The organism is Streptomyces sp. NPDC085931 (genome assembly GCF_044540565.1).
Lineage (GTDB): Bacteria > Actinomycetota > Actinomycetes > Streptomycetales > Streptomycetaceae > Streptomyces.
The window spans coordinates 448,681-469,173 of sequence record NZ_JBITSK010000002.1; the positions used below are offsets into that span (position 1 = coordinate 448,681).

A 20,493-nucleotide genomic window follows, 5' to 3' on the forward strand; every position below is an offset into this window, starting at 1 on the left:
GACCGGGAGGAAGCCCATGTGGCGCAGGCTGGTCGGCTCGGTGGCCGGTCTGCTGGTGTTGTTCGTCGGCAGTCTGGCCTTCAACGCCGCCTCGGGGCAGAGTCGTTGGCCGGGCCCGCTGGACTTCGTGCGGCTGCACCCCTGGGTGGTGCTCCTGCTGCTGGTTCCGCTCGCCTGGCTGGGGGTGCGGCCCGACCCGCGCGGTGACCGGCCCCGCCACCGCCCGGCCCCGCCGGCGACGTACCGACTGCCGCCCCGCAACACCCGTTTCACCGGCCGCGACGCCGCGCTGCGGGAGCTGCGGCGGCGGCTCGGTTCGGCGGGTGAGGTCACGACGGTGGCCGTGCGCGGGCTGGGCGGCGTGGGCAAGACGCAGCTCGCCGTCGAGTACGCCTACCGTCATCTGTCGAAGTACCGGTTCGTGGCGTTCGTCGACGCGGAGGAACCCGACCTGCTGGCCGCGCAGTTCGCGGCGCTGGCCCGCGAGTTGGGGGTGGTGGACGCGGGCTCGGAGCAGGTCGTGTCAGGGGTGTACGCCACGCTGCGGGACCGCCGGCCGTGGCTGATCGTCTTCGACAACGCCGAGAAGCCGGGAACGCTGCTGCACGCCCTGCCGTCCGGCGACCTGGCGAGGAACGGCCACGTTCTCGTCACGACCCGGCTGAACACATGGTCGGGCGTGGCCGAGGTGATGGACCTGGAGGTGTTCACGCGGAAGGAGTCCGTCGACCTGCTCATGCGGCGCGTGCCCGGCACGAGCGCCGGCACGGCGGACCGGATCGCGGAGCAACTAGGCGATCTGCCATTGGCGTTGGAGCAGGCCGCGGGGTACATGGACTTCAACGGGACGGCTCCCGACGCGTATGCGGCGCTGCTGGCGACGCGCTTGGAGGACATGATCGCGCGGGGCGAGACGGCCGACCGGCCGACGGTGGTCGTGGCGACCCTGTGGCAGTTGAGTGTGCGCAGGCTCCAGGAGCAACGGCCGGAAGCCGTGGAGCTGTTGGAGCTGTGTGCCCTGCTGGCCCCGGAGCCCGTCCCGCTCACCCTCTTCACCGACGGACCGGAGCCGTTGCTCACGGCGGCGCGGGACCCGCTGACGTGGGACACGACGGTCGGTTCGCTGGCCGGTCTCGGCCTGGCGCGGCGCGAGGACTCCGCCCTGGTGCTGCACCGGCTGGTGCAGGCGGCCGTCCGGGCGACGATGACGCCCGAGGCGATCGCCACGGCCCGGGCCCGGCTCGGCCGTGCCCTGCTGGAGGCCGTGCCGCACGATGTCCACGGGGACGCGGACGCCCGGCCGCGCTGGCACCGGCTGCTCCCCCACGTGCTGGCCGTCACCAAGGAGGACCCGTCCCCCGCGCACGCTCCCGCGACGGCCTCACTGCTGCGGCTGGCGTCCGAGTTCCTCCTCGCGATCGGCGACCGCGCGGGGGCGCTGCCCCTGTGCGAACGCGCCCTCGCGCTCGACGAGTCCCTCGACGGCCGGGACGCCGAGGTCGGCTTCGACCTGATCACCCTGGCACAGATCCACCGGGACCTCGGGGCGCCGGGGACCGCACGTCCCCTGGCCGAGCGGGCGCTGCGGGTGCACGAGTCCTGTCTGCCCGCCGGCAGCCCGGCCATCGCCACGGATCTGGCGACCCTCGCAAGGACGCTGTGCATGCTCGCCGAGCACCGGGCGGCGCTGCCCCTGGCCGAGCGGGCGCTGCGGATCGACGAAGCCGCGCACGGGCCGGACGACCCGTATGTGAGCTTCGATCTGATCGCCCTGGCGACGGTCCACCACGAGCTGGGCGACCCGGAGACGGCCCTGCCGCACATCCGGCGGGCGCTGCGGATCCGCGAGGCCCACTATCCGCCGGACCACCTGTACATCGGCTATGCCCTGCTGTTCGAAGCCAGGGTCCGGCACGCCCTGCACGACCCGTCCGCCGGGGAACCCGCGCGCCGGGGCGCGGACATCCTGCGCGGCCAGCTCGGCGCGAGCCACCCCAAGACGGAAGAGGCCCAGGCCCTGGCGGCCGACCTGAGCCGGTGACCCGCGTGTTCCTCCCGCCGGCCTGCACCCCGCCCCGGGCAAGCCCGATCGGCCGACCCCACCCGTCCGGGACACCGCTGACCCGGTGAAGTCCGTCAGGAGGCGTCCGTCCCCGCTCTTGACCTGGAGCGCGCTCCAGATCCGAGCATGGGCGGCATGAACACCACCGCACCCGAGATCGTCCTCGGGACCATGGACTTCGGCACGCGCGTCGAGCCCGGCCGTGCCTTCGCGATCCTCGACTCCTTCGTCGCCTCCGGCGGTGTCTGGCTGGACACGGCCAACTGCTACTCCTTCTGGAACGACCCCAGGGGCACCGGCGGCGCGAGCGAGCGCCTCATCGGCGCCTGGCTGCGGGCCCGCCCGGGCCTGCGGGACCGGGTGCGGATCGCGACCAAGGTCCGGCACAACCCGCTGGTGCCGCACTCCTGGCCGGACAGCGCCGAAGGCCTGTCCGCCCGCGCCGTCCACGCCGGTGTGGAGGAGAGCTTGGGCCGGCTCGGCGTCGACCACGTGGATCTGCTGTGGGCGCATGCCGAGGACCGTTCCGTGCCGTTGGAGGAGACGGTCGGCGCCTTCGGCGAGCTGGTCACCAAGGGAACGGTCCTGCGCGTCGGGGCCGCCAACCATGCCGCCTGGCGCGTCGAGCGAGCCCGGGCTCTCGCCCGGGAACAGGGCGTGGAGCCGTGGTCGGCCCTGCAGTTGCGCCACTCGCTGGTGCAGCCGCGTCCGCTCACGCCCCTCGCGGAGGCCGGCCACCGGATGCTCACCGCCGAGGACCTCGACCTCGCGCGGTCGGAAGGGCTCTCCGTGTGGTCCTACAGCGCACTGCTGTGGGGTTCGTACGTGCGTGCGGACAAGCCGCTGCCGGACACCTATGATCACCCCGGGACCACGCGGGTGCTCGCGGTGCTGGGCGAGGTCGCCGCCGAGCTCTCGGCCACACCGAACCAGGTCGTCCTCGCCTGGCTGATGCGGCAGGGCATCGCGCCCCTCGTCGGTGCGAGCCGGGTGGAGCAGATCGAGGAGGCGCTGGCCGCGCGCGACGTGCGGCTCGCAGACGAGCACGTCGCGCGCTTCGCGCAGGCGCGGTAGCGGCGATCACGGAGGAGCTGCATGACCACCCTCACCCCGGCGGCCGCCGCCGAGCGCACCGGCGTCTCCCTCGACACGCTGCGCTACTACGAACGCGAAGGGCTCATCGGCCCGATACGGCGCACGGCCGGCGGCCGCAGGCAGTACACGGAGGACGATCTCTTCTGGATCGGTCTGGTGACGTGCTTCCGCGAGGCGGGACTCGGCATCGCGGACCTGCGCGGCTTCGTCGCCGTCCTGCGCGCCGAGCACTCCGCGCAGGACCGGGTGGCGTTCCTGCGCGAGCGGCGCACGGCCCTGGAGGAGAGGGTCGCGGCGCTGCACCGGGCCATGAAGGTCCTCGACGAGAAGATCGCCTACTACGGCGGAGCCTGACGGCACACCGGCTGTGCCGGCCGCGGACGCCGACGCGGCGAGGGGCCCGGCACATGCCGGGCCCCTCCACCTGGAACGGGTGACGCGAACCTGCCGCGTCAGCCGCGCACGATGTTCTCTGCCTGGGGACCCTTCTGGCCCTGGGTCACGTCGAAGGTGACCGCTTCGCCCTCGACCAGTTCCCGGTAGCCGTTCCCGGTGATGTTGGAGTAGTGGGCGAAGACGTCGGGGCCACCGCCGTCCTGGGCGATGAACCCGAAGCCCTTTTCGGCGTTGAACCACTTCACGGTGCCGCTGGCCATACTGCTGTCCTTCTCTATTGCCGAGGGGTCCCGGCTGCTCTGTGGGTGGGGCCCGCCGTCACCGGAGGACGCCCGCTGACCGTTCTACCCCCCTGGCCGCCGATTATCCGACTGCCACTCCCTGATTTTGATCTCTCGCGCGAAAAGGTGATCCGCGCGGGGGTCCGCTCAGCGGCACAGGGCCGCGATGTCGGCGGCGCACGCCGGGAACTCCGCCCGTGCGGCGGCGACGATCTCGCCGGCCGGCCGGCGCGGAGTGGTCGCGTGCCGCTCGGCCAACCGGACCAGCTGCGGGTCCGGACGGCCGGTGGTGGCGCCGTACTCCACGGCCTCCATCGGCCCCACCCCGGCCGCCAGCAGCCACAGGAAGTCCGACAGGCCGCCGGCCACGACGCCCGCCGCGCCCTCCGAGCCCAGGAAGACGACCGGCTGCTCCTCCAGCGGCCGCCCGGGGCGCACGCACCACAGGGCAGCGAGCCCACCCGTGCCGTCCTGCCCGAACACCCGGTACGCCGCCCCGTCGAGCCCTTCGTCCCCGGTCCAGCTCCGCAGCCAGTCGGTCGTCTCCTCGGCCGGTGCGAAGGCGTCGTAGGGCTCGAAGTCGATGCCCGTCCCGTCGGCGTGGTCGATGTCCGTGCCGGCCAGGTCGGCCAGGGCCGGCGGGAAACGGCGGTCGGAATCAGTCGTCTCGTTCACGGACGCACCCTAGCCACCACGGCGCCGGTCCCCGCACCGAGAGTTGGCCGGAACATCAACTCGGCGCTCCTGAAACACAGTTGTCGTCCGCCCCTCCGGTTGGCAGACTCGCCTCGCCGACGGAACACGCGAATTGGCGTGCGACCACGCAGCGGATGCCGCGCGTCGGCCGACGGGGTCTCATCTCATCTCATCAGGGGGAACATCCTTGAACCTCACTCTGCCCGGACGCGTCCTGGCCCGTGCCACCGCCACCCTCGCGCTGGCACTGGCCATGGCCACCGGCACCACCGGCCTGCTCACCGGCACCGAGGCCCACGCCCTGCCCGTCACCGAGGGCTCCTTCGCCTTCAGCGGCGACGAGGGCGACTACATCAGCGGTGGCCGGTCCTACGCCTACTCCACGGCCTCCCAGGACCGCTTGAGCATCTCCGCCGACACCGCCAACAACGCGGTCCGCCTCTGGGTCGACGGGGCGAACGGGGACTGGTGGTCCCTGGACCTCGCGGCGCCCGCCGGCAAGGTCCTCACGCCGGGCACCTACACCGGCGCCACCCGCCACCCGTTCAACGAGCCGACCGAACCCGGGCTGGACCTCAGCGGCAACGGCCGCGGCTGCAACCGGCTCACCGGCACCTTCACCGTCTCCGCCGTGGAGTTCGGGCCCCAGGGCTACGTGAAGAAGCTCGACGCCTCGTTCGAGCAGCACTGCGAGGGAGCCGCTCCCGCGGCGCGCGGCGAGGTCCACATCGAGAATCCGGCCCCGCCGGCCGAACTCGGTCTCGACCTCGGCATCGCCCTGGACGGCACCGCCAGCTCCCTCAACGGCAAGGCCACCGTGCACGGCACGGTGAGCTGCAACAAGCCGGTGCAGGTGACCGTGGCGGGCGACGTCACGCAGGTGAAGAAGCGGGACCTCATCCGCGGTTCCTTCGCCACGTCGGTGGCCTGCACCCCGGGCTCGCCGGTCGCCTGGACGGGTACGGCCGTACCCACCGGCGCGGTCCCCTTCCAGAGGGGCGACGTCGAGGTCGAGGGCCGCGCGACGGCGACGGACCCGGACTACGACCAGCCGGTGACGGCCGGCGAGACGGTGGCCGTCCGCCTCACCCGGGTCTGATCCCCGGCGCACCGCCGGCGGGCGAGCCGCGTCAGCCGGGGGTGCGCCCCGGCTCGCCCGTCGCGGAGTCGGCCGGGCCGGCGTTCAGCGCCTCGTCGACCGTCGTGTGGACCGGGAGCAGCTGGGCGATGCCGGTCATGGTCACCATGCGCTCCAGTCGTTCGGGGACGGCGGCGAGGCGCAGGGAGCCGTCGTTGCGCTGGGCCGCGTGCAGGAGCCGGATGAAGGTGCTGAGGCCGGTCGAGTCGATGTACTCCGTGCGCGACAGGTCCAGCACCAGGTGCCGTACGCCCTCGGCCAGCAGCGCCGAGACGTTCGCGCGCAGCGAGACGGCCGTGTGCAGGTCCACGTCTCCCAGGACGGCGACGACCGCGGTGCGGTCGTCGATGTGCTGGACGGTCAGGTCGAGCGCGTCGGACACGGTGGTCATCACTCCTGGCGAGGGCGGGGACTCGTCGACGGGTGCGTCGGGTGCGTCGGGTGGCGCCGGCCGGGGACTACTGCGCACCGTCGCCGCCCAGGTGGTGCACGGTGGCCAGGTCGGCGATACCGGAGACGGCGAGGACCGGCTCCAGCAGGGGCGGGACGATCAGCTCCAGCCGGTCGGCGTGGGCGAAGAGCACGCTCAGGCCGGCGCTGTCCAGGTACTCCACCGCGGTCAGGTCCACCACGAGGGGGCCGGACCCGTCGTCGAGGGCCTCGGCCAGGGCCGGGGCGTTGCTCATGTCGATCTCGCCGCTGACCGAGAGGCGCGGGGTGCCGTCCGCACGCCTACCGGTGGTGAGGGTGAGCGGAGTGGTCATCGGGCGATCCTCATCTGCATGTCGACAGTGGTGCCGTGGGGGCCGGGGGTGATGGTCACCTGCTCCATCATGGCCCGCATGAGGGCCACGCCCCGGCCGCGGTTGGCATGGGGCTCGGGCTGCGGGGTCTTCCACCGGCCGGAGTCGGCAACCGTCAGGCGCAGACGGTCGGCGAAGGCCTGGACGCTCAGGCGCACGGCCTCGCCCGGTGCGTGCCGGTGCCCGTGCTCGATCGCGTTGGCGCACGCCTCGCCCGCCGCGACGAGCACGTTCTGCACCTCGAACCGGTCCAGGTCGCACCGGGCGAGCCAGGCGCGCAGCGCGTTGCGGACCGGGGCCAGTTGCGCGGCCTCGGCCGGGAAGGTGACGTCGAACGGCGCCGGGTGGCGGTAGAGGAGCAGCGCCACGTCGTCGTCGTAGCCGCCGTCGGGCGCGAGCCGGGTCATCACCTCGGTGGCGAGGTCGTCGACCGGCAGGTCGCGGCCTTTCCGGACGGCCCTGCCCGCTTCCTCGATGCCGGCGCCGAGCGAGCGGCGGCGGCGTTCCACGAGCCCGTCGGTGTACAGCAGCAGCGTGGAGCGTGCGGGCAGGGTGCAGTGCGCTTCGGGACGCCGGTTGCCCGGGCGGACGGCCAGCGGCAGGGAGCGCCCCTCCTCCAAGAGCCGGACCGAGCCGTCGGCGTGCGCGAGGATCCCCGGCGGGTGCCCGGCGGTGGAGTAGGTCAACTCCCCCGTGCCGGGATCGAAGACACCGCAGAAGACGGTCGTGCACAGCGCGCCGGGGACGCTCGCGGCGAACTGGTCGAGTGCCATCAGCGCCCGGGCCGGACTGGGCTCCTGCAGCAGCAACGCCCGGCAGGCGCTGCGCAGTTGGCCCATGACGCTGGCCGCCTCCAGGCCCCGTCCGACGCAGTCGCCGACGACGATGCCGATACGGCCGTCCGGCAGGGCGACGGTGTCGTACCAGTCGCCGCCCACTTCCAGCGGGCGGGTGGCGGGCTCGTACCGCACGGCGAAGCCGTCCGGGAGCCGTGCCGGGCCCAGGATGGCGCGCTGCAGCGCGATGGCGGTCTCGCGTTGCTGGTCGATCTGGTGCGCCCGTACCAGCCCCTGTGCGAGGCGTCCCGCCAGCAGCGACAGCAGGACCTGGTCCTCGGCGGTGAAGGGCCGGTGTTCGCCCAGGTCGATCCAGACGGCCAGCGGTCCGTCGGGGTGTTCCAGCAGCACGCCCGCGCCGGTGCCGTCGGTGACCGGGGTGAGCGGCGGCCGGTCGCGCAGTCCGCTGAGGAAGTCCCGTGACGCGGGGGCGAGCCGGTCCCAGTCGGCTCCGGGTTCCGTGGCGGTGAGGGCCGGCACGTCGCCGGGGCGGAAGACGACGGCCAGCACGCACCGCGCCCGCCACAGGGCTTTCAGTTCCGCCAGAGCGCTGGTGAGCGCCTCGGGGAGACTGGCGGCCTGGGACAGCACGGTGTTCAGCGCCGCCAGTGCCGTCGTGCGCTGGACGGCGTAGTGCTCGGCGGTGACGTCGCGGAACGTCCCGACGGTGACCCGGCGCCCGGTGTCCGGGTCCTGGGCCTTGTTCCAGGTGACGGCGACCCACCGGCGCTGGCCGTCCCGGTGGGTGACGGGGACCGTGGTCGAGCCCTGGTCGCGCTCCAGCAGATCGGTGAAGGCCGCGCCGACCCGGCGGTGGGCCTCGGGATCGGCGGCGGCGTCCGGCCACCAGGGGTGGACCGGCTCGTAGGGCAGATGCTCGGGGCCGTAGCCGAGGATGCGGGTGAAGGCGGTGTTGATCTCCACGACGGCTCCTGCCTCGTCGCAGACGAAGAACGCCTCCTGCAGCGAGTCGATCAGCGCGGTGCGCCACCGCAGGTGATGGCCGCGCAGCCGGGCCAGCTCCACGTTGGCCCGGACCCGGGCGAGCAGTTCGGCGGCGGCGAAGGGCTTGACCAGGTAGTCGTCCGCACCCGCCTGGAGGCCCTCGATGGAGGCCTCCTGCCCGGCCCGCGCCGACAGCAGCACCACGGGCACCGCGGCGGTGCGCGTGTCCGCGCGCAGTCTCGACACCAGCCCCAGCCCGTCCAGCCGGGGCATCATGACGTCGCTGACGACAAGGTCGGGAACGTCGCGGCGGACGGCCTGCAGGGCCTCGACGCCGTCGGCGACGGCGGTCACCTCGTATCCCGCTCCGGCGAGCGTGCGCGAGAGGTACTCGCGCATGTCGGCGTTGTCGTCGGCCACCAGCACGCGGCCGCCGGCGGGGGAACCCGGCACGACGGCCGGGCCCACCGCCTCCGGCACCCGGCCGCCGCCGGACGCGGAGCCACCGGGCCCCGGCAGCCAGCGCAGTGCCTCCTGGACGTAGGGGTCGGCGGTCGCGGAGACGGCGGAGCCGCCGGCCTCGGACGCCACGGAGTCCGGCGGCAGATGGGCGGTCCCGAAGGGAATCCGGATGGTGAAGGCGGTGCCCTCGCCCAGCCGGCTCTCCGCGGTGATCGAACCGCCGTGCAGGCCGACCAGCTCGCGCACCAGGGCCAGGCCGATGCCGCTGCCCTCGTTCGAGCGGGAGCGGGCGTTCTCGATGCGGTGGAAGCGCTCGAACAGCCGGGGCATCTCCGCCTCCGGCACGCCGACACCGGTGTCGGAGACGGTCACGACGGCATGGGTGTCCGTGCGGCGCACGCGCACGGACACCGCGCCGTCGAAGGTGAACTTCAGGGCGTTGCTCAGCAGGTTGAGCACCACCTTCTCCCACATGCCGCGGTCGACGTACACGGGCTCGTCCAGGGGCGGGCAGTCCACGTCGAAGGCGAGCCCGGCCCGTTCCACGGCCGAGCGGAAGACGCTGGCGAGCTCCGCGGTCACCACGGCCAGGTCGACCGGCTCGTGGCGGGCCTGCATGCGGCCGGCCTCGATGCGGGAGAAGTCCAGCAGCGTGTTGACCAGCTTGCCCAGCCGCAGCCCGTTGCGGTGCACGACGTCCAGGTCCTGGCGAACGGCCTCGTCGGCGTCGGAGAACCGGCCGCGCAGCTCCTCGACGGGACCCATGATCAGCGTCAGCGGGGTCCGGAACTCGTGGCTGATGTTGGAGAAGAAGGTCGTCTTGGCCCGGTCCAGCTCCGCGAGTTCCTCGGCCCGCCGCTGCTGGGCCTGGTAGCTGCGGGCGCTGCCGATGCCGGAGGCGATGTATCCGGCGGTCAGCTCGATGAACCCCCGGTACCCCTCGTCGAGCACGCGGTAGCGGTTCAGCGCCGCCACGCAGAAGCCGTAGGGGGCGCTGCCCTGCTGCACGAGCGGGACGACGAGGGCCTGCCGGGGCGGTCTCGGCCAGTCCCCGGCGGGCAGGTCGGCGAAGGCACCGCCCTCCAGCGGCACCAGGACCGTCTCGCCCCGGGCGGGGGCCGCGACCGGCCACACCCCGTCCGGGTCGTCGACCGGGAGGACGGCGGGCGCGGCGGGGTGGCCCGCGGGCAGGCCGGTGGCGGCGGACAGCCGGGCGGTGCCCTCGTCGAAGAGGTAGGTCAGGGTGAAGGGCAGGTCCTTGCGGTTGCGCTCCAGTTGCCGGCCGGTGAAGGACAGCACCTCCTGCTCGGTGCGGATCACGCTCGGGTCGGAGCCCAGGTCGCGCAGCGTGGCCATGCGCCGCTCCCCGATCACCCGGTCGGTGTCCTCGCTGACGACGCACAGCATGCCCACCACGGCTCCGGAGTCGTCGCGCAGCGGGCTGTAGGAGAAGGTGTGGTACGTCTCCTCGCTGTAGCCGGAGCGCTCCAGGAAGAGCAGCAGGCCCTCGTCCCACGTGGCCTCGCCGGTGCGGAGCACGGTCTCGATGCGCGGGCCGATGTCGTCCCAGATCTCGGCCCAGACCTCGTTGGCGGGCCGTCCCAGCGCCCAGGGGTACTTCCGGCCGAGGGTGTCGCGCCGGTAGGCGGCGTTGCAGAAGAACGTGAGCTGCTCGCCCCAGGCCATCCACATGGGGAAACGGGAGGACAGCAGGATGCTGACGGCCGTCTGCAGGCTCTGCGGCCACTGCGCCGGCGGCCCGAGCGGCGTGGCCGCCCAGTCCACCAGGGCGAGATCGCCGCCCACCTCGCGGTCGGCGGCGAACACGTCACCGCCGGCCGTCGCGAGCCGCGGTCCCGGCTCAGTCACGTCTGTTTCCTCCACGCGCTCCCCGCCCCCTCGTACGACCGCCCCCCAGGCCGTTCCCACACGAACACGCACGCGTGTAACCCCTTGTCGCGCACCTAACCCTGTCCGCGGCGGTGATGCGAGCGACACGCCCGGGCCGCGCGCCCCCGGGCCGCCGGGCCGGTCGCCGCCGTCCGGACCGTGCTGGTGGGAGGCGGCTCATGCCGCTGCGGCGTTGTCCTGGCGCAGGGCCGCGCGCAGCCAGTCGTCCGCCGAGCCCGGGGTCGGCTGCGCGGGGCCGCCCGGCTCGCTCAGGACGACGGCGGCGAGTTCCCAGTACCGGTCCAGACGCGCCTCGGCCGCGAGCCGGTCGGCCAGCAGACGGCGGAAGCCGCGGGTGTCGCGGCTGCCGTAGGCGCTCGCGTACGCCGCGACGTAGGCATCCAGGGCCTCGCCCGGACGCGGGCCCTGCGCCCGGCGCACCGGTGCGGCCGCGAGGGCGAAGGCCTCGGCGAGGCCCGCGTAGAGCAGGGCCGCGCCGCGCGCCCCCGCCACGCGGTGCACGTCCGGCTGGGGGCGGCGGCCGTCCGGGCAGGGAGCCGTCGTCATCGCGTGCAGCCGGGCGAAGGCGAGCACCTGGTCCGGGCGCGGTGCGTCGGGCGGCTGGGGGACGGCGACCTCCAGGAAGGCGGCGGTCGCGCGCGCCGGCATCCGGGCCGGCAGCCAGGCGCGCCAGAACCTGGCCAGGGGCGCGGTGCTCGGCGGGGTGCTCAGCGCGCCGAGCAGCCTCAGCCGGCCGGCGCGCCGGTCCGGTGGGCAGTCCCGTACCAGTTCGAGTGCCGCTGCCCGCCAGCGCAGGGTCCTCAGCTCGTCGCCCAGCTCGCGCAGCCGGCTGTCGACCGCGGTCTCCAGGACCGGGCCGGCCGCGTCCTCGTCCTCCAGGACGCGGCGTACGGCGGGCAGGGGCAGGCCGAGGCCGCGCAGGGAGCGGATCAGCCGCAGACGCTCCAGCGCAGGGGGGCCGTAGCGGCGGTGTCCGCCGCTGCTGCGGGCGGCTTCGGGGAGCAGGCCCCGGTCCGAGTAGAAGCGGACGGTCTTCACGGTGGCACCGGCTCGCTCGGCGAGCTCCCCGATGCTCCACAACGGCTCGTGCGGCGCGGACAGTTGAACCTCCCTCAGGGGGAGTTCCTACGGTACCGGCACGTGGTCCGGGCGGTCGGTCCGGGCCGCGGATCGAGGGCGTACGCGACCGGCGCGGCGTCCTGTGACATGTCCGGGGAGGGGTTTGTCGTGCATGTGTTCATCCTGGTGGCGGGTGTGTTCACCGGCGCCCAGGTGTGGGAGGAGACGGCCCGGCGGCTGGTCGCCGCGGGCGGTGAGGCGCACGCGGTGCCGCTGACGGGGGTCGACGCGGCCCGGCCCGCGCCGGCGGAGCGCGTCGGTCTGGAGACGCACATCGAGGACGTGATCGCGGCGATCGACGCGGTGGACCCGGCGTCCGGGCGGGAGATCGTGCTGGTCGGCCACGACTACGGCATCCACCCGGTGCTCGGTGCCGCCGACCGGCGGGCCGGTCGCGTGGCCCGCGTGGTGTACCTGGACTGCGGGATGCCGCGAAACGGTGTCCCGGCGCTGGCCGCCGTGCCGGACCAGGCGCTGCGCGCGCAGCTGGCCGAGCGTGCCGCGGCGGGCGAGCGCGCGGGCGTCCTGGCGCCACCGGCCCGCGGCGAGTGGGAGCGCTGGGGCAGCACGGCCGGCCTCGGCGAGGCGGCGCTGGAGCGCCTGACCGCCCTCGCGGCGCCGCAGCCGCTGGGCACCCTGCTCCAGCCGTTGCGGCTGGCCGGGCCGGTCGCCGCGGTGCCGGTCAGCGGCGTGCTGTGCACCCGGAACGGGGCGGGCATCGACGCGGTGCAGCGGCTCGTCGACTTCGGCGATCCCGCGCTCGCCGCCCTGACCCGGCCCCAGGTCACCTTCTTCGAGCTCCCCACCGGGCACTGGCCGATGCTGTCCTGTCCCGCCGGCCTCGCGGAGGTGCTGCTGCGGGCCGCGTCCGGTGCGGGGCACCGCCTGCGGGCGCCCGGCGACGACGCGCCGCTGCCCGCCCACCTGCGCCCGTTCCCCTGGGACGTGCCCGAGCTGCCGCGCGACCGCCGGGACCATGTCGATCTGTACGTCCCGGACGGGGAGGGCCCGCGACCGGCCGTGGTGTTCGTGCACGGTGGACCGGTGCCCGCCGGGGCCCGGCCGGGTCCGCGGGAGTGGCCGACCCTGGTGGGCTACGCCCGTCTGGCCGCCGCCGAGGGCCTCGTCGGTGCCACCGTCGAGCACCGCCTGCACGACATCACGGACTACGAGCGCGCCGCCGAGGACGTGGCCGCCGGGGTGGAACTCGTCCGGGCCGATCCCCGGGTGGACGCGGACCGGATCGCCCTGTGGTTCTTCTCCGGCGGCGGACTGCTCGCCACCGACTGGCTGGCGCGGCCGCCGGCCTGGCTGCGCTGCCTGGCCGCCGCCTACCCCGTCCTGGCGCCCCTGCCGGTCTGGGGGATGGCCGGGAGCCGCTTCCACCCGGCCCGCGCGGTCGCCGGGGCGGGTGGCCTGCCCGTGGTCCTCCTCCGCGCCGGGCTGGAGTCGCCCGAGATCGCCGCGACCGTCGAGGCGTTCGTGGCCGCGGCCGGCGCGGGCGCGGCCCGGCTGGAGCTGGTCGACGTGCCCCGCGGGCACCACGGGTTCGAGACCCTCGACGCGCCGGAGGAGACGCGCCCCGCCATGCGGCGGGCGATGCGCTCGGTGGTCGCCCACCTGACCGGGTGAGGCGGCCGCCTGCCGTCGCGGGTCACCGCTCGGGCGGTGCGGCCGGCGGAGCCGTGCCCGTCAGCCCCGGTGGGCGGCGATCAGCTCCCGGTACCAGTGGTAGCTGTCCTTCGGGGTGCGCCGCTGCGTGGCGTAGTCGACCCGGACGATGCCGAACCGCTTGCCGTAGCCGAAGGCCCACTCGAAGTTGTCCAGCAGCGACCACACGTAGTAGCCGCGCACGTCCACGCCCGCGTCCATCGCCGCCCGCAGCGCGGTGAGGTGGTCGCGCAGGTAGGCCACCCGGTCGGTGTCGTGCACCGACCCGTCGGCGGCGACCGCGTCCTCCTCCGCCGAGCCGTTCTCGGTGATGTGGAGGGGCGGCAGGGCGTCGCCGTACTGCTCCTTGAGCCGTACCAGCAGGTCCGTGAGGGACTCGGGCACCACCGGCCACCCCATCGCGGTGTGCCGCACGCCGGGCAGCGGCACCTCCTCGTAGCGGTTGTCCGTGGCCACCCGGCGCGCGGGATCGGTCTCGCGGTACGGGGCGTCGGCTACCACGATCGGCCGGTAGTAGTTGACGCCGAGGAAGTCCAGCGGCCGGGAGATCAGTTCCAGGTCGCCGTCCCGCCGGAAGTCCTGGCCGGTGATCAGCTCGCCCCAGGTCTCCTCCTCCGTCGCCGGGTAGCGGCCGGCGAGGATCGGCTCGGTCCACACCAGGTTGTGCCGGGTGTCCGCGCGGACGACGGCCGCGCGGTCCGCGCCGGATGCGGTGGCGGGCAGGTTGCGGTCCAGGTTGAGCGTGATGCCGACCTCGCGCGCCCCGGCCGCGCGCAGGGCCTGGACGGCGAGGCCGTGACCGACCAGCAGGTGGTGGGCGGCGGCCAGCGCGCCCCGCCCCTCGCGGGCGCCGGGTGCGTGCCGGCCGACGGAGTAGCCGAGGAAGGCGCTGCACCACGGTTCGTTCAGGGTGATCCAGCGCGGCACCCGGTCCCCGAGGTGCTCGGCGACGACGGCCGTGTACGCGGCGAACCGTTCGGCCGTCTCCCGCACGCGCCAGCCGCCGCGGTCCTCCAGCGCCTGGGGCAGGTCCCAGTGGTAGAGGGTGACGGCCGGCTCGATGCCCGCCGCGAGCAGCTCGTCGACGAGCCGCGCATAGAAGTCGAGCCCTTTTTGGTTCACCGGGCCGCCGCCGCCCGGCAGGACGCGCGGCCACGCGATCGAGAAGCGGTACGAGTCCACGCCCAGGTCCCGCAGCAGTGCCACGTCCTCCGGGTAGCGGTGGTAGTGGTCGCAGGCCACGTCACCGGTGTCGCCGCCCGCCGTCCGTCCCGGGGTGTGGCTGTAGGTGTCCCAGATCGACGGGCCGCGGCCGTCCTCGTGCACCGCGCCCTCGATCTGGTACGAGGCCGTCGCTGCGCCGAAGACGAACCCGGGCGGGAAGGAGGGGAAGTCGGTCATGCGGGAAAGGCCCATCTTCTGTCCGGTGCGGGTCACTTGACGGAGCCGCCGGTGATGCCGGCGGCGATGTACTTCTGGGCGAGGACGAGCAGGACGGCCGCCGGCACCGCGGACAGCACGGACGCGGCCATCACCGAGCCCCAGTCCCCGACGTGCGCGCCGATGTACTGGTAGATGCCCAGCGTGACGGGTTTGACGTCGTCGGTGGTGTTCAGGGTGAGCGCGAACATGAAGTCGCTCCAGGAGAACAGGAACGCGAACAGCCCGGAGGTGATCAGCGCGTTGCGGCTCATCGGCAGCACCACCGTGAGGAAGGTGCGCAGCGGTCCGGCCCCGTCCATCTGCGCCGCCTCGATCACCTCGCCGGGGATGGACACCATGAAGGAGCGCATCAGCACGATGGAGAACGGAATGCCGAGCGAGGCGTCGGCCAGCATCAGGCCGAAGTAGGAGTTGACCAGGCCCAGGTCGACGTAGGAGTTGTACAGCGCGTTGGCGATGACGATGCCCGGCACCATCTGGGTGATCAGCGTGCCGAACACGATGGTCCGCGAGCCGCGCAGCCCGAAGCGCGCCAGCCCGTACGCCGCCGGCGCCGCGATCGCCAGGCAGATCGCGACCGCCCCGAGCGACACCGTCAGTGAGGTCAGCAGGTTGCCGCCCTGGTCGCCGAGGGCCTTGGAGAAGCCGGACAGATCGAGGCCGCCGGGCACCGGGTCGACCTCCAGCAGGCCCGACTCGGGCTGGAGCGCGGTGTTGAGCATCCAGTACAGCGGGAAGAGCATGACGCACAGGATCAGCGCACCGGCGACGGTGGAGCCCCAGCGGCGCCGTGCGGCGGTGGGCGTGTGGGAGGCCATGGACGTCACTTCCCCTCGGTGCGGTTGGCCCGCAGGTAGAACACCGCGAACACCGCGGAGATCAGGATGAGTACGTTGCCGACGACCGCGCCCGCCCCGAAGTCCAGTTGGACGAAGGAGTTCTGGTAGGTGAGCGTGCCCAGGGTCTGGGTGGCGTCGGCCGGGCCGCCGTCGGTGAGGGCGAGGATCAGGTCGAGGATCTTCACCGTCGACATGAAGCCCAGCACCAGCACGACCGTGATGACCGGCCTGAGCATCGGCAGGGTGACGGAGCGGAACGCCCGCCAGGCGGACGCCCCGTCCAGGGAGGCCGCCTCGTACAGCTCCTTCGGGATCTCCTGGAGGCCGCCGTAGAGGATGACCATGTTGAACGGGATGCCGATCCAGATGTTGACCAGGATCACCGACAGCAGGGCCGTCTGCGGGTCGGTCAGCCAGGGCGTGTGACCGCCCAGGCCCAGCGTGTCCAGGAACGAGTTCAGCACGCCCGTGTCCTGGTCGAGGATGCGGCGCCACACCATGCCCGACACCACCATGGGCACCAGCCAGGGCAGCAGGATCAGCGACCGCAGCACCCCGTTGAGGGGGAAGCGGCGGCTGAAGAACACCGCGAGGGCCAGGCCGATGCAGAACTGGCCGAGCAGCGACCCGGCGGTGAACACCAGCGTGTGCCACAGCGCCTTGCCGAACAGGGCGTCCTGGAAGACGTCGGCCCAGTTGTCGGTGCCGTTGAACGGCGCTTCGCCGGTGAAGAACGTCTTCGGTGTGTACTCCTGGAAGCTCATCACGACGTTGCGGACGAGCGGGTAGCCGAAGAACAGCAGCATGAAGACGACCGCGGGGGCGACGAACCCCCACTGGGCGAGCCGGCGCCTGCGCCGCAGCCGGGCGGGGTCGGGTGCGGTGGCCGGCTTGGGGGTCTCGCCGGCGGCCGGGGCGGTGACGGTGGACGTGGTCATGTGCGCGTACCTCAGTTCCCGCTCGTCGCCCGCTGCTGGGCGCGCGTGAGGGCGGCCCTGCTGGACTGCCCGGTCAGGGCGGACTGGAAGGCGCTCTGCAGGGCGAGCGACACGCTCGACCAGCCGGCGCCGAGCTTCGCGGTCCGTGACCGGGCGGCGGCCACCTGGCCGGCCAGCGCGTCCAGTTCCGGCACCCGCTCGCGCCACACGGCGGCGGCCTCGGAGTCGGCGGGCACCATCCAGCTGTTGAGCGCGTAGGTGAGCTGCTCCTTCTCCCCGGCCAGGCAGGCGACGATCCGGCCGGCCGTCCTCTCCCGCGTCCGGTCGCCCGTGTTGGGGACGGTGAGCACCGCTCCGCCGAGCGGGCCGACCGAGTCCGCGCCCGGCCGGGGCACCGGGATCCGTGCGATACCCCAGTGCAGCGACTTCTTGGTGTTGAGCGTCTCGACCTGCCACGGGCCGTTGATCATCATCGCCGCGTTGCCGGCCATGAACTGGTCGTTGACGTCCGCCTGCGTCCAGTTGACGGTCGACTTCGACAGGGAGCCGTCCGCCAGCAGGTCCTTCCAGTAGTCCAGCGCCTCGACGACCCGGGGGCCGTCGAGCTTGGTCTCGTCGCCGCCGTTGGACCACATGAAGGGCGTGAACTGGAAGACGCCGTCCTCGGCACCGCCCGCGCTGAGGGCGAGGCCGTAGCGCTTGCCCTGGGTGAGCTTCTTCGCCGCCCGGCGCAGCTCCGCCCAGGTGGTGGGCACCTGCACGCCCGCCCGGTCGAGGACGTCCTTGTCGTAGAAGAGCGCGAGGGTGTTCACGGACCGCGCGGCACCGTAGTAGGTGCCCCGGTAGGAGCCGAAGTCGACGATGCCCTCGGGGATGTTCTCGGTGCTCAGGCCGAGGGTCCTGAGGTCGACGAGGCCGCCGGCCTCGGCGAAGGTCGGCATCTCGGACGCGTCGAACTGGACGATGTCCGGGAGCGACTTCGAGGACGCCATGCGCAGCGCCTTGGTCATCACCTGCGCCGCGGGGACGCTCTGCTGCTCGATGGTGACGCCCAGCCGCTTGCCGCAGCGGTCCATCGCCTCCGCGTCCCACCGGTGGTACGACTCGTCGGTCGAGGAGTTCATCACCGTGTACACGCCGGCGTCGCGTTGCTGTCCGCAGCCCGTCAGCGCCGTCCCGGCGACCAGGACGGTGACGGCGGCGAGCGAGGTGACGGCGTGGCGGCGCCGTCCGTGACGTCGTTGTTGAAGCGCTTCAACACCCTGCGGCTCTTGCTGGTGCACTGCCGGCTCCTTCGCCGGTCGGTTTTGTTTGACGGGATGACTAATACGCCACGATCCGGTCCCCGCGCTAGCCCCCGACGTCTCGCGACTCCGCCGCCCACCATCCGAAGACGTCATCCCGGCCCGCCATAACCGCTGTTCAGAGCAGGAAAATCGATGGCACGACCCCTGGCGGACGCAGGTGTTTTGTGTACGATCAAAAAGCATCCGAGACGTCCGCCCTCCCCATCCGACCGCCCTCGCCCCCACCCAAGGAAGATCATGAAGTTCACCGACGGCTTCTGGCTCGTCCGCGACGGTGTGCAGCTCTCCTACGCCACTGAGGTGCGTGACGTGCGCGTTCTATCGAAGCGCTTCACCACTCATGCCTCCGTCAAGCGGGTGGCCCACCGGGGCGACACCCTCAACGCGCCGCTGATCACGACCGAGTGCTTCTCCCCCGCCGAGGGCGTGATCGGCGTCCGGGTCACCCACCACGCCGGCAAGCGGCGACCCGGCCCCGACTTCGCCCTCACGGGCCCCGACGGCGGCACCGGCGAGGTGCGCCAGCAGGGCCCGGTCACGGAGCTGACCAGCGGCCCGCTCACCGTGCGCCTGGACCGGTCCGGCCCCTGGACCCTCACCTTCCACGACGCCGGCGGGCGCGAGCTGACCCGGGCGAACGCCAAGAGCACCGCCTTCGCCACCACCGGCGACGGCGCCCACCACATGCTCTCCCGGCTCTCGCTCGGCGTCGGCGAGCAGATCTACGGCCTGGGCGAGCGCTTCACTCCGTTCGTCAAGAACGGCCAGGTCGTGGACGTCTGGCAGGCCGACGGCGGCACCAGCAGCGAGCAGGCGTACAAGAACATCCCCTTCTACCTGACCTCACGCGGCTACGGCGTCTTCGTCAACCATCCCGGCAAGGTCTCCTTCGAGATCGGCTCCGAGTCGGTGGGGCAGGTGCAGTTCAGCGTCGAGGACCAGACGCTGGAGTACTTCGTCGTCGCCGGGCCCACCCCCAAGGACGTCCTGGCCCGCTACACGGCCCTCACCGGCCGCCCCGCCCTGCCGCCCGCCTGGTCGTTCGGCCTGTGGCTGAGCACCTCGTTCACCACCGACTACGACGAGGCGACCGTGACCTCGTTCGTGGACGGCATGGCCGAGCGCGGCATCCCGCTGTCCGTCTTCCACTTCGACTGCTTCTGGATGCGCGAGTACCAGTGGTGCGACTTCGCGTGGGACCCGGACGTGTTCCCCGACCCGGAGGGCATGCTCGCCCGGCTGAAGGACAAGGGCCTCAGGGTCAGCGTCTGGATCAACCCCTACATCGGCCAGAAGTCCCCGCTGTTCGAGGAGGCCGCGGAACGGGGGCACCTGGTGCGCCGCCCGAACGGCGACATCTGGCAGTGGGACCTGTGGCAGGCCGGCATGGCGCTGGTCGACTTCACCAGCCCCGAGGCCCGCGCCTGGTTCCAGTCGAAGCTCAAGCCACTGCTCGACCAGGGCGTGGACTGCTTCAAGACCGACTTCGGCGAGCGGATCCCCACCGACGTGGTGTGGCACGACGGTTCCGACCCCGAGCGGATGCACAACTACTACAGCCACCTGTACAACCGGACCGTCTTCGAACTCCTGGAGAAGGAGCGCGGCCAGGGCGAGGCCGTGGTGTTCGCCCGGTCGGCGACCGCCGGCGGCCAGCAGTTCCCGGTCCACTGGGGCGGCGACTGCTGGTCCTCCTTCGAGGCCATGGCCGAGTCGCTGCGCGGCGGTCTGTCCCTGTCGCTGAGCGGCTTCGGCTTCTGGAGCCACGACATCGGCGGTTTCGAGGGCACCCCCGAGCCGTCCGTCTTCAAGCGCTGGCTCGCCTTCGGCCTGCTCTCCTCGCACAGCCGCCTGCACGGCTCGTCGTCCTACCGCGTGCCCTGGGAGTTCGGCGAGGAGGCCGTCGACGTCGCCCGCCGGTTCACCCTGCTCAAGCACCGGCTGATGCCCTACCTCTACGGCGTCGCCGCCGAGGCCCACCGCACCGGCGTGCCGATGATGCGGCCGATGGTCCTGGAGTTCCCCGGCGACCCGGCCTGCCGTCCGCTGGACCGCCAGTACATGCTCGGCCCCGACCTGCTGGTCGCACCGGTCCTCACCGAGGACGGCGAGGTGGAGGTCTATCTCCCCGCGGGCACATGGACCCACCTCCTCACCGGGGAGCGCGTCAGCGGCCCGGCCTGGCGCACCGAACGGCACGGCTACGACAGTCTGCCGCTGTACGTCCGGGAGGGCGCCGTCCTGCCGCTGGCCGCGGACGACCAGCGGCCCGACGCGGACTGGCTGGACCGTCCGACCCTGCTCGTCCATCCGCCGGCCTCGGCCGCGTACACCGCGGAGGTCATCGTGCCCGACCTGGCGGGCGACCCGGCCGCGACCTTCCGGGTACACCGTGAGGGCGACACCCTGCGGGTGACGGCCGCGGGGACGGACCGGCCGTTCACCGTCCAGGTGGCCGGCGGGGCGCGCGCGGAGGGCGTCGGCGAGGTGACGGTGCCGGCCGGATGACGGTGCCGGCCGGGTGACGGTGCCGGTCGGGGGCGCACGCGTC

Annotated in this window: 16 protein-coding genes; 6 read left to right on the forward strand and 10 right to left on the reverse strand. The window is 73.2% G+C overall.

What is annotated here, in order from left to right:
- The first annotated feature begins 16 nt into the window (after positions 1-16).
- The 3 genes from fxsT (at position 17) to ACIGAN_RS04910 (ending at position 3,511) form a co-directional block, all read left to right on the forward strand.
- On the forward strand, positions 17-2,041 hold the full coding sequence (fxsT, locus tag ACIGAN_RS04900; RefSeq protein ID WP_399854892.1) for an FxSxx-COOH system tetratricopeptide repeat protein: 2,025 nt from the start codon (positions 17-19) through the stop codon (positions 2,039-2,041).
- A gap of 156 nt (positions 2,042-2,197) precedes the next feature.
- Positions 2,198-3,136, forward strand: a complete 939-nt coding sequence (locus ACIGAN_RS04905) for an aldo/keto reductase (RefSeq protein WP_399854894.1) — start codon at positions 2,198-2,200, stop codon at positions 3,134-3,136.
- A gap of 21 nt (positions 3,137-3,157) precedes the next feature.
- Positions 3,158-3,511: a MerR family transcriptional regulator gene (locus ACIGAN_RS04910; protein ID WP_365088258.1), complete on the forward strand. Its 354-nt coding sequence runs from the start codon at positions 3,158-3,160 to the stop codon at positions 3,509-3,511.
- 98 nt (positions 3,512-3,609) lie between these two features.
- Here the strand turns inward: ACIGAN_RS04910 and ACIGAN_RS04915 are convergent, their stop codons facing one another.
- A complete protein-coding gene (locus ACIGAN_RS04915; RefSeq protein ID WP_201836437.1) occupies positions 3,610-3,813 on the reverse strand; it encodes a cold-shock protein in 204 nt (67 codons plus the stop codon).
- A 168-nt stretch (positions 3,814-3,981) separates the two neighbouring features.
- Positions 3,982-4,509 carry an SMI1/KNR4 family protein gene (locus tag ACIGAN_RS04920; RefSeq protein ID WP_399854896.1) on the reverse strand — a complete coding sequence of 176 codons (528 nt, stop codon included), beginning with the start codon at positions 4,507-4,509 and terminating at the stop codon, positions 3,982-3,984.
- 208 nt (positions 4,510-4,717) lie between these two features.
- Between ACIGAN_RS04920 and ACIGAN_RS04925 the strand changes: the two genes are divergently transcribed.
- Entirely contained in the window at positions 4,718-5,629 is a 912-nt protein-coding gene (locus ACIGAN_RS04925) for a hypothetical protein (RefSeq protein ID WP_399854897.1), read from the forward strand.
- Between the two features lie 31 nt (positions 5,630-5,660).
- On the opposite strand, the gene ACIGAN_RS04930 is transcribed toward ACIGAN_RS04925, so the two are convergent.
- The 4 genes from ACIGAN_RS04930 to ACIGAN_RS04945 all read right to left on the reverse strand — a co-directional run bounded on the left by ACIGAN_RS04930 (position 5,661) and on the right by ACIGAN_RS04945 (position 11,726).
- On the reverse strand, positions 5,661-6,059 hold the full coding sequence (locus tag ACIGAN_RS04930) for an STAS domain-containing protein (RefSeq protein WP_365740127.1): 399 nt from the start codon (positions 6,057-6,059) through the stop codon (positions 5,661-5,663).
- A 67-nt stretch (positions 6,060-6,126) separates the two neighbouring features.
- Positions 6,127-6,432: an STAS domain-containing protein gene (locus ACIGAN_RS04935; protein ID WP_365088263.1), complete on the reverse strand. Its 306-nt coding sequence runs from the start codon at positions 6,430-6,432 to the stop codon at positions 6,127-6,129.
- On the reverse strand, positions 6,429-10,583 hold the full coding sequence (locus ACIGAN_RS04940; protein WP_399854899.1) for a SpoIIE family protein phosphatase: 4,155 nt from the start codon (positions 10,581-10,583) through the stop codon (positions 6,429-6,431). The genes ACIGAN_RS04935 and ACIGAN_RS04940 overlap by 4 nt, the downstream gene beginning before the upstream one ends.
- A 198-nt stretch (positions 10,584-10,781) precedes the next feature.
- Positions 10,782-11,726, reverse strand: a complete 945-nt coding sequence (locus tag ACIGAN_RS04945; protein ID WP_399855340.1) for a MerR family transcriptional regulator — start codon at positions 11,724-11,726, stop codon at positions 10,782-10,784.
- A 126-nt stretch (positions 11,727-11,852) separates the two neighbouring features.
- Here ACIGAN_RS04945 and ACIGAN_RS04950 point away from each other — a divergent pair, with 126 nt between their 5' ends.
- Positions 11,853-13,376, forward strand: coding sequence for an alpha/beta hydrolase (locus ACIGAN_RS04950; protein WP_365740126.1), 1,524 nt, complete (start codon positions 11,853-11,855; stop codon positions 13,374-13,376).
- A 60-nt stretch (positions 13,377-13,436) separates the two neighbouring features.
- On the opposite strand, the gene ACIGAN_RS04955 is transcribed toward ACIGAN_RS04950, so the two are convergent.
- The 4 genes from ACIGAN_RS04955 to ACIGAN_RS04970 are packed head-to-tail and all read right to left on the reverse strand — an operon-like array spanning position 13,437 to position 17,822.
- Positions 13,437-14,816: a GH1 family beta-glucosidase gene (locus ACIGAN_RS04955; RefSeq protein WP_399854901.1), complete on the reverse strand. Its 1,380-nt coding sequence runs from the start codon at positions 14,814-14,816 to the stop codon at positions 13,437-13,439.
- A gap of 32 nt (positions 14,817-14,848) precedes the next feature.
- Entirely contained in the window at positions 14,849-15,676 is an 828-nt protein-coding gene (locus ACIGAN_RS04960) for a carbohydrate ABC transporter permease (protein WP_399854903.1), read from the reverse strand.
- Between the two features lie 5 nt (positions 15,677-15,681).
- Entirely contained in the window at positions 15,682-16,635 is a 954-nt protein-coding gene (locus ACIGAN_RS04965) for a carbohydrate ABC transporter permease (protein ID WP_399854904.1), read from the reverse strand.
- A gap of 11 nt (positions 16,636-16,646) precedes the next feature.
- A complete protein-coding gene (locus ACIGAN_RS04970) occupies positions 16,647-17,822 on the reverse strand; it encodes an ABC transporter substrate-binding protein (RefSeq protein ID WP_399855342.1) in 1,176 nt (391 codons plus the stop codon).
- Between the two features lie 357 nt (positions 17,823-18,179).
- Here ACIGAN_RS04970 and yicI point away from each other — a divergent pair, with 357 nt between their 5' ends.
- The gene (yicI, locus tag ACIGAN_RS04975) at positions 18,180-20,450 is read left to right on the forward strand and encodes an alpha-xylosidase (protein ID WP_399854906.1); all 2,271 of its coding nucleotides are present in this window, start codon (positions 18,180-18,182) and stop codon (positions 20,448-20,450) included.
- The last annotated feature ends 43 nt before the right edge of the window (positions 20,451-20,493 follow it).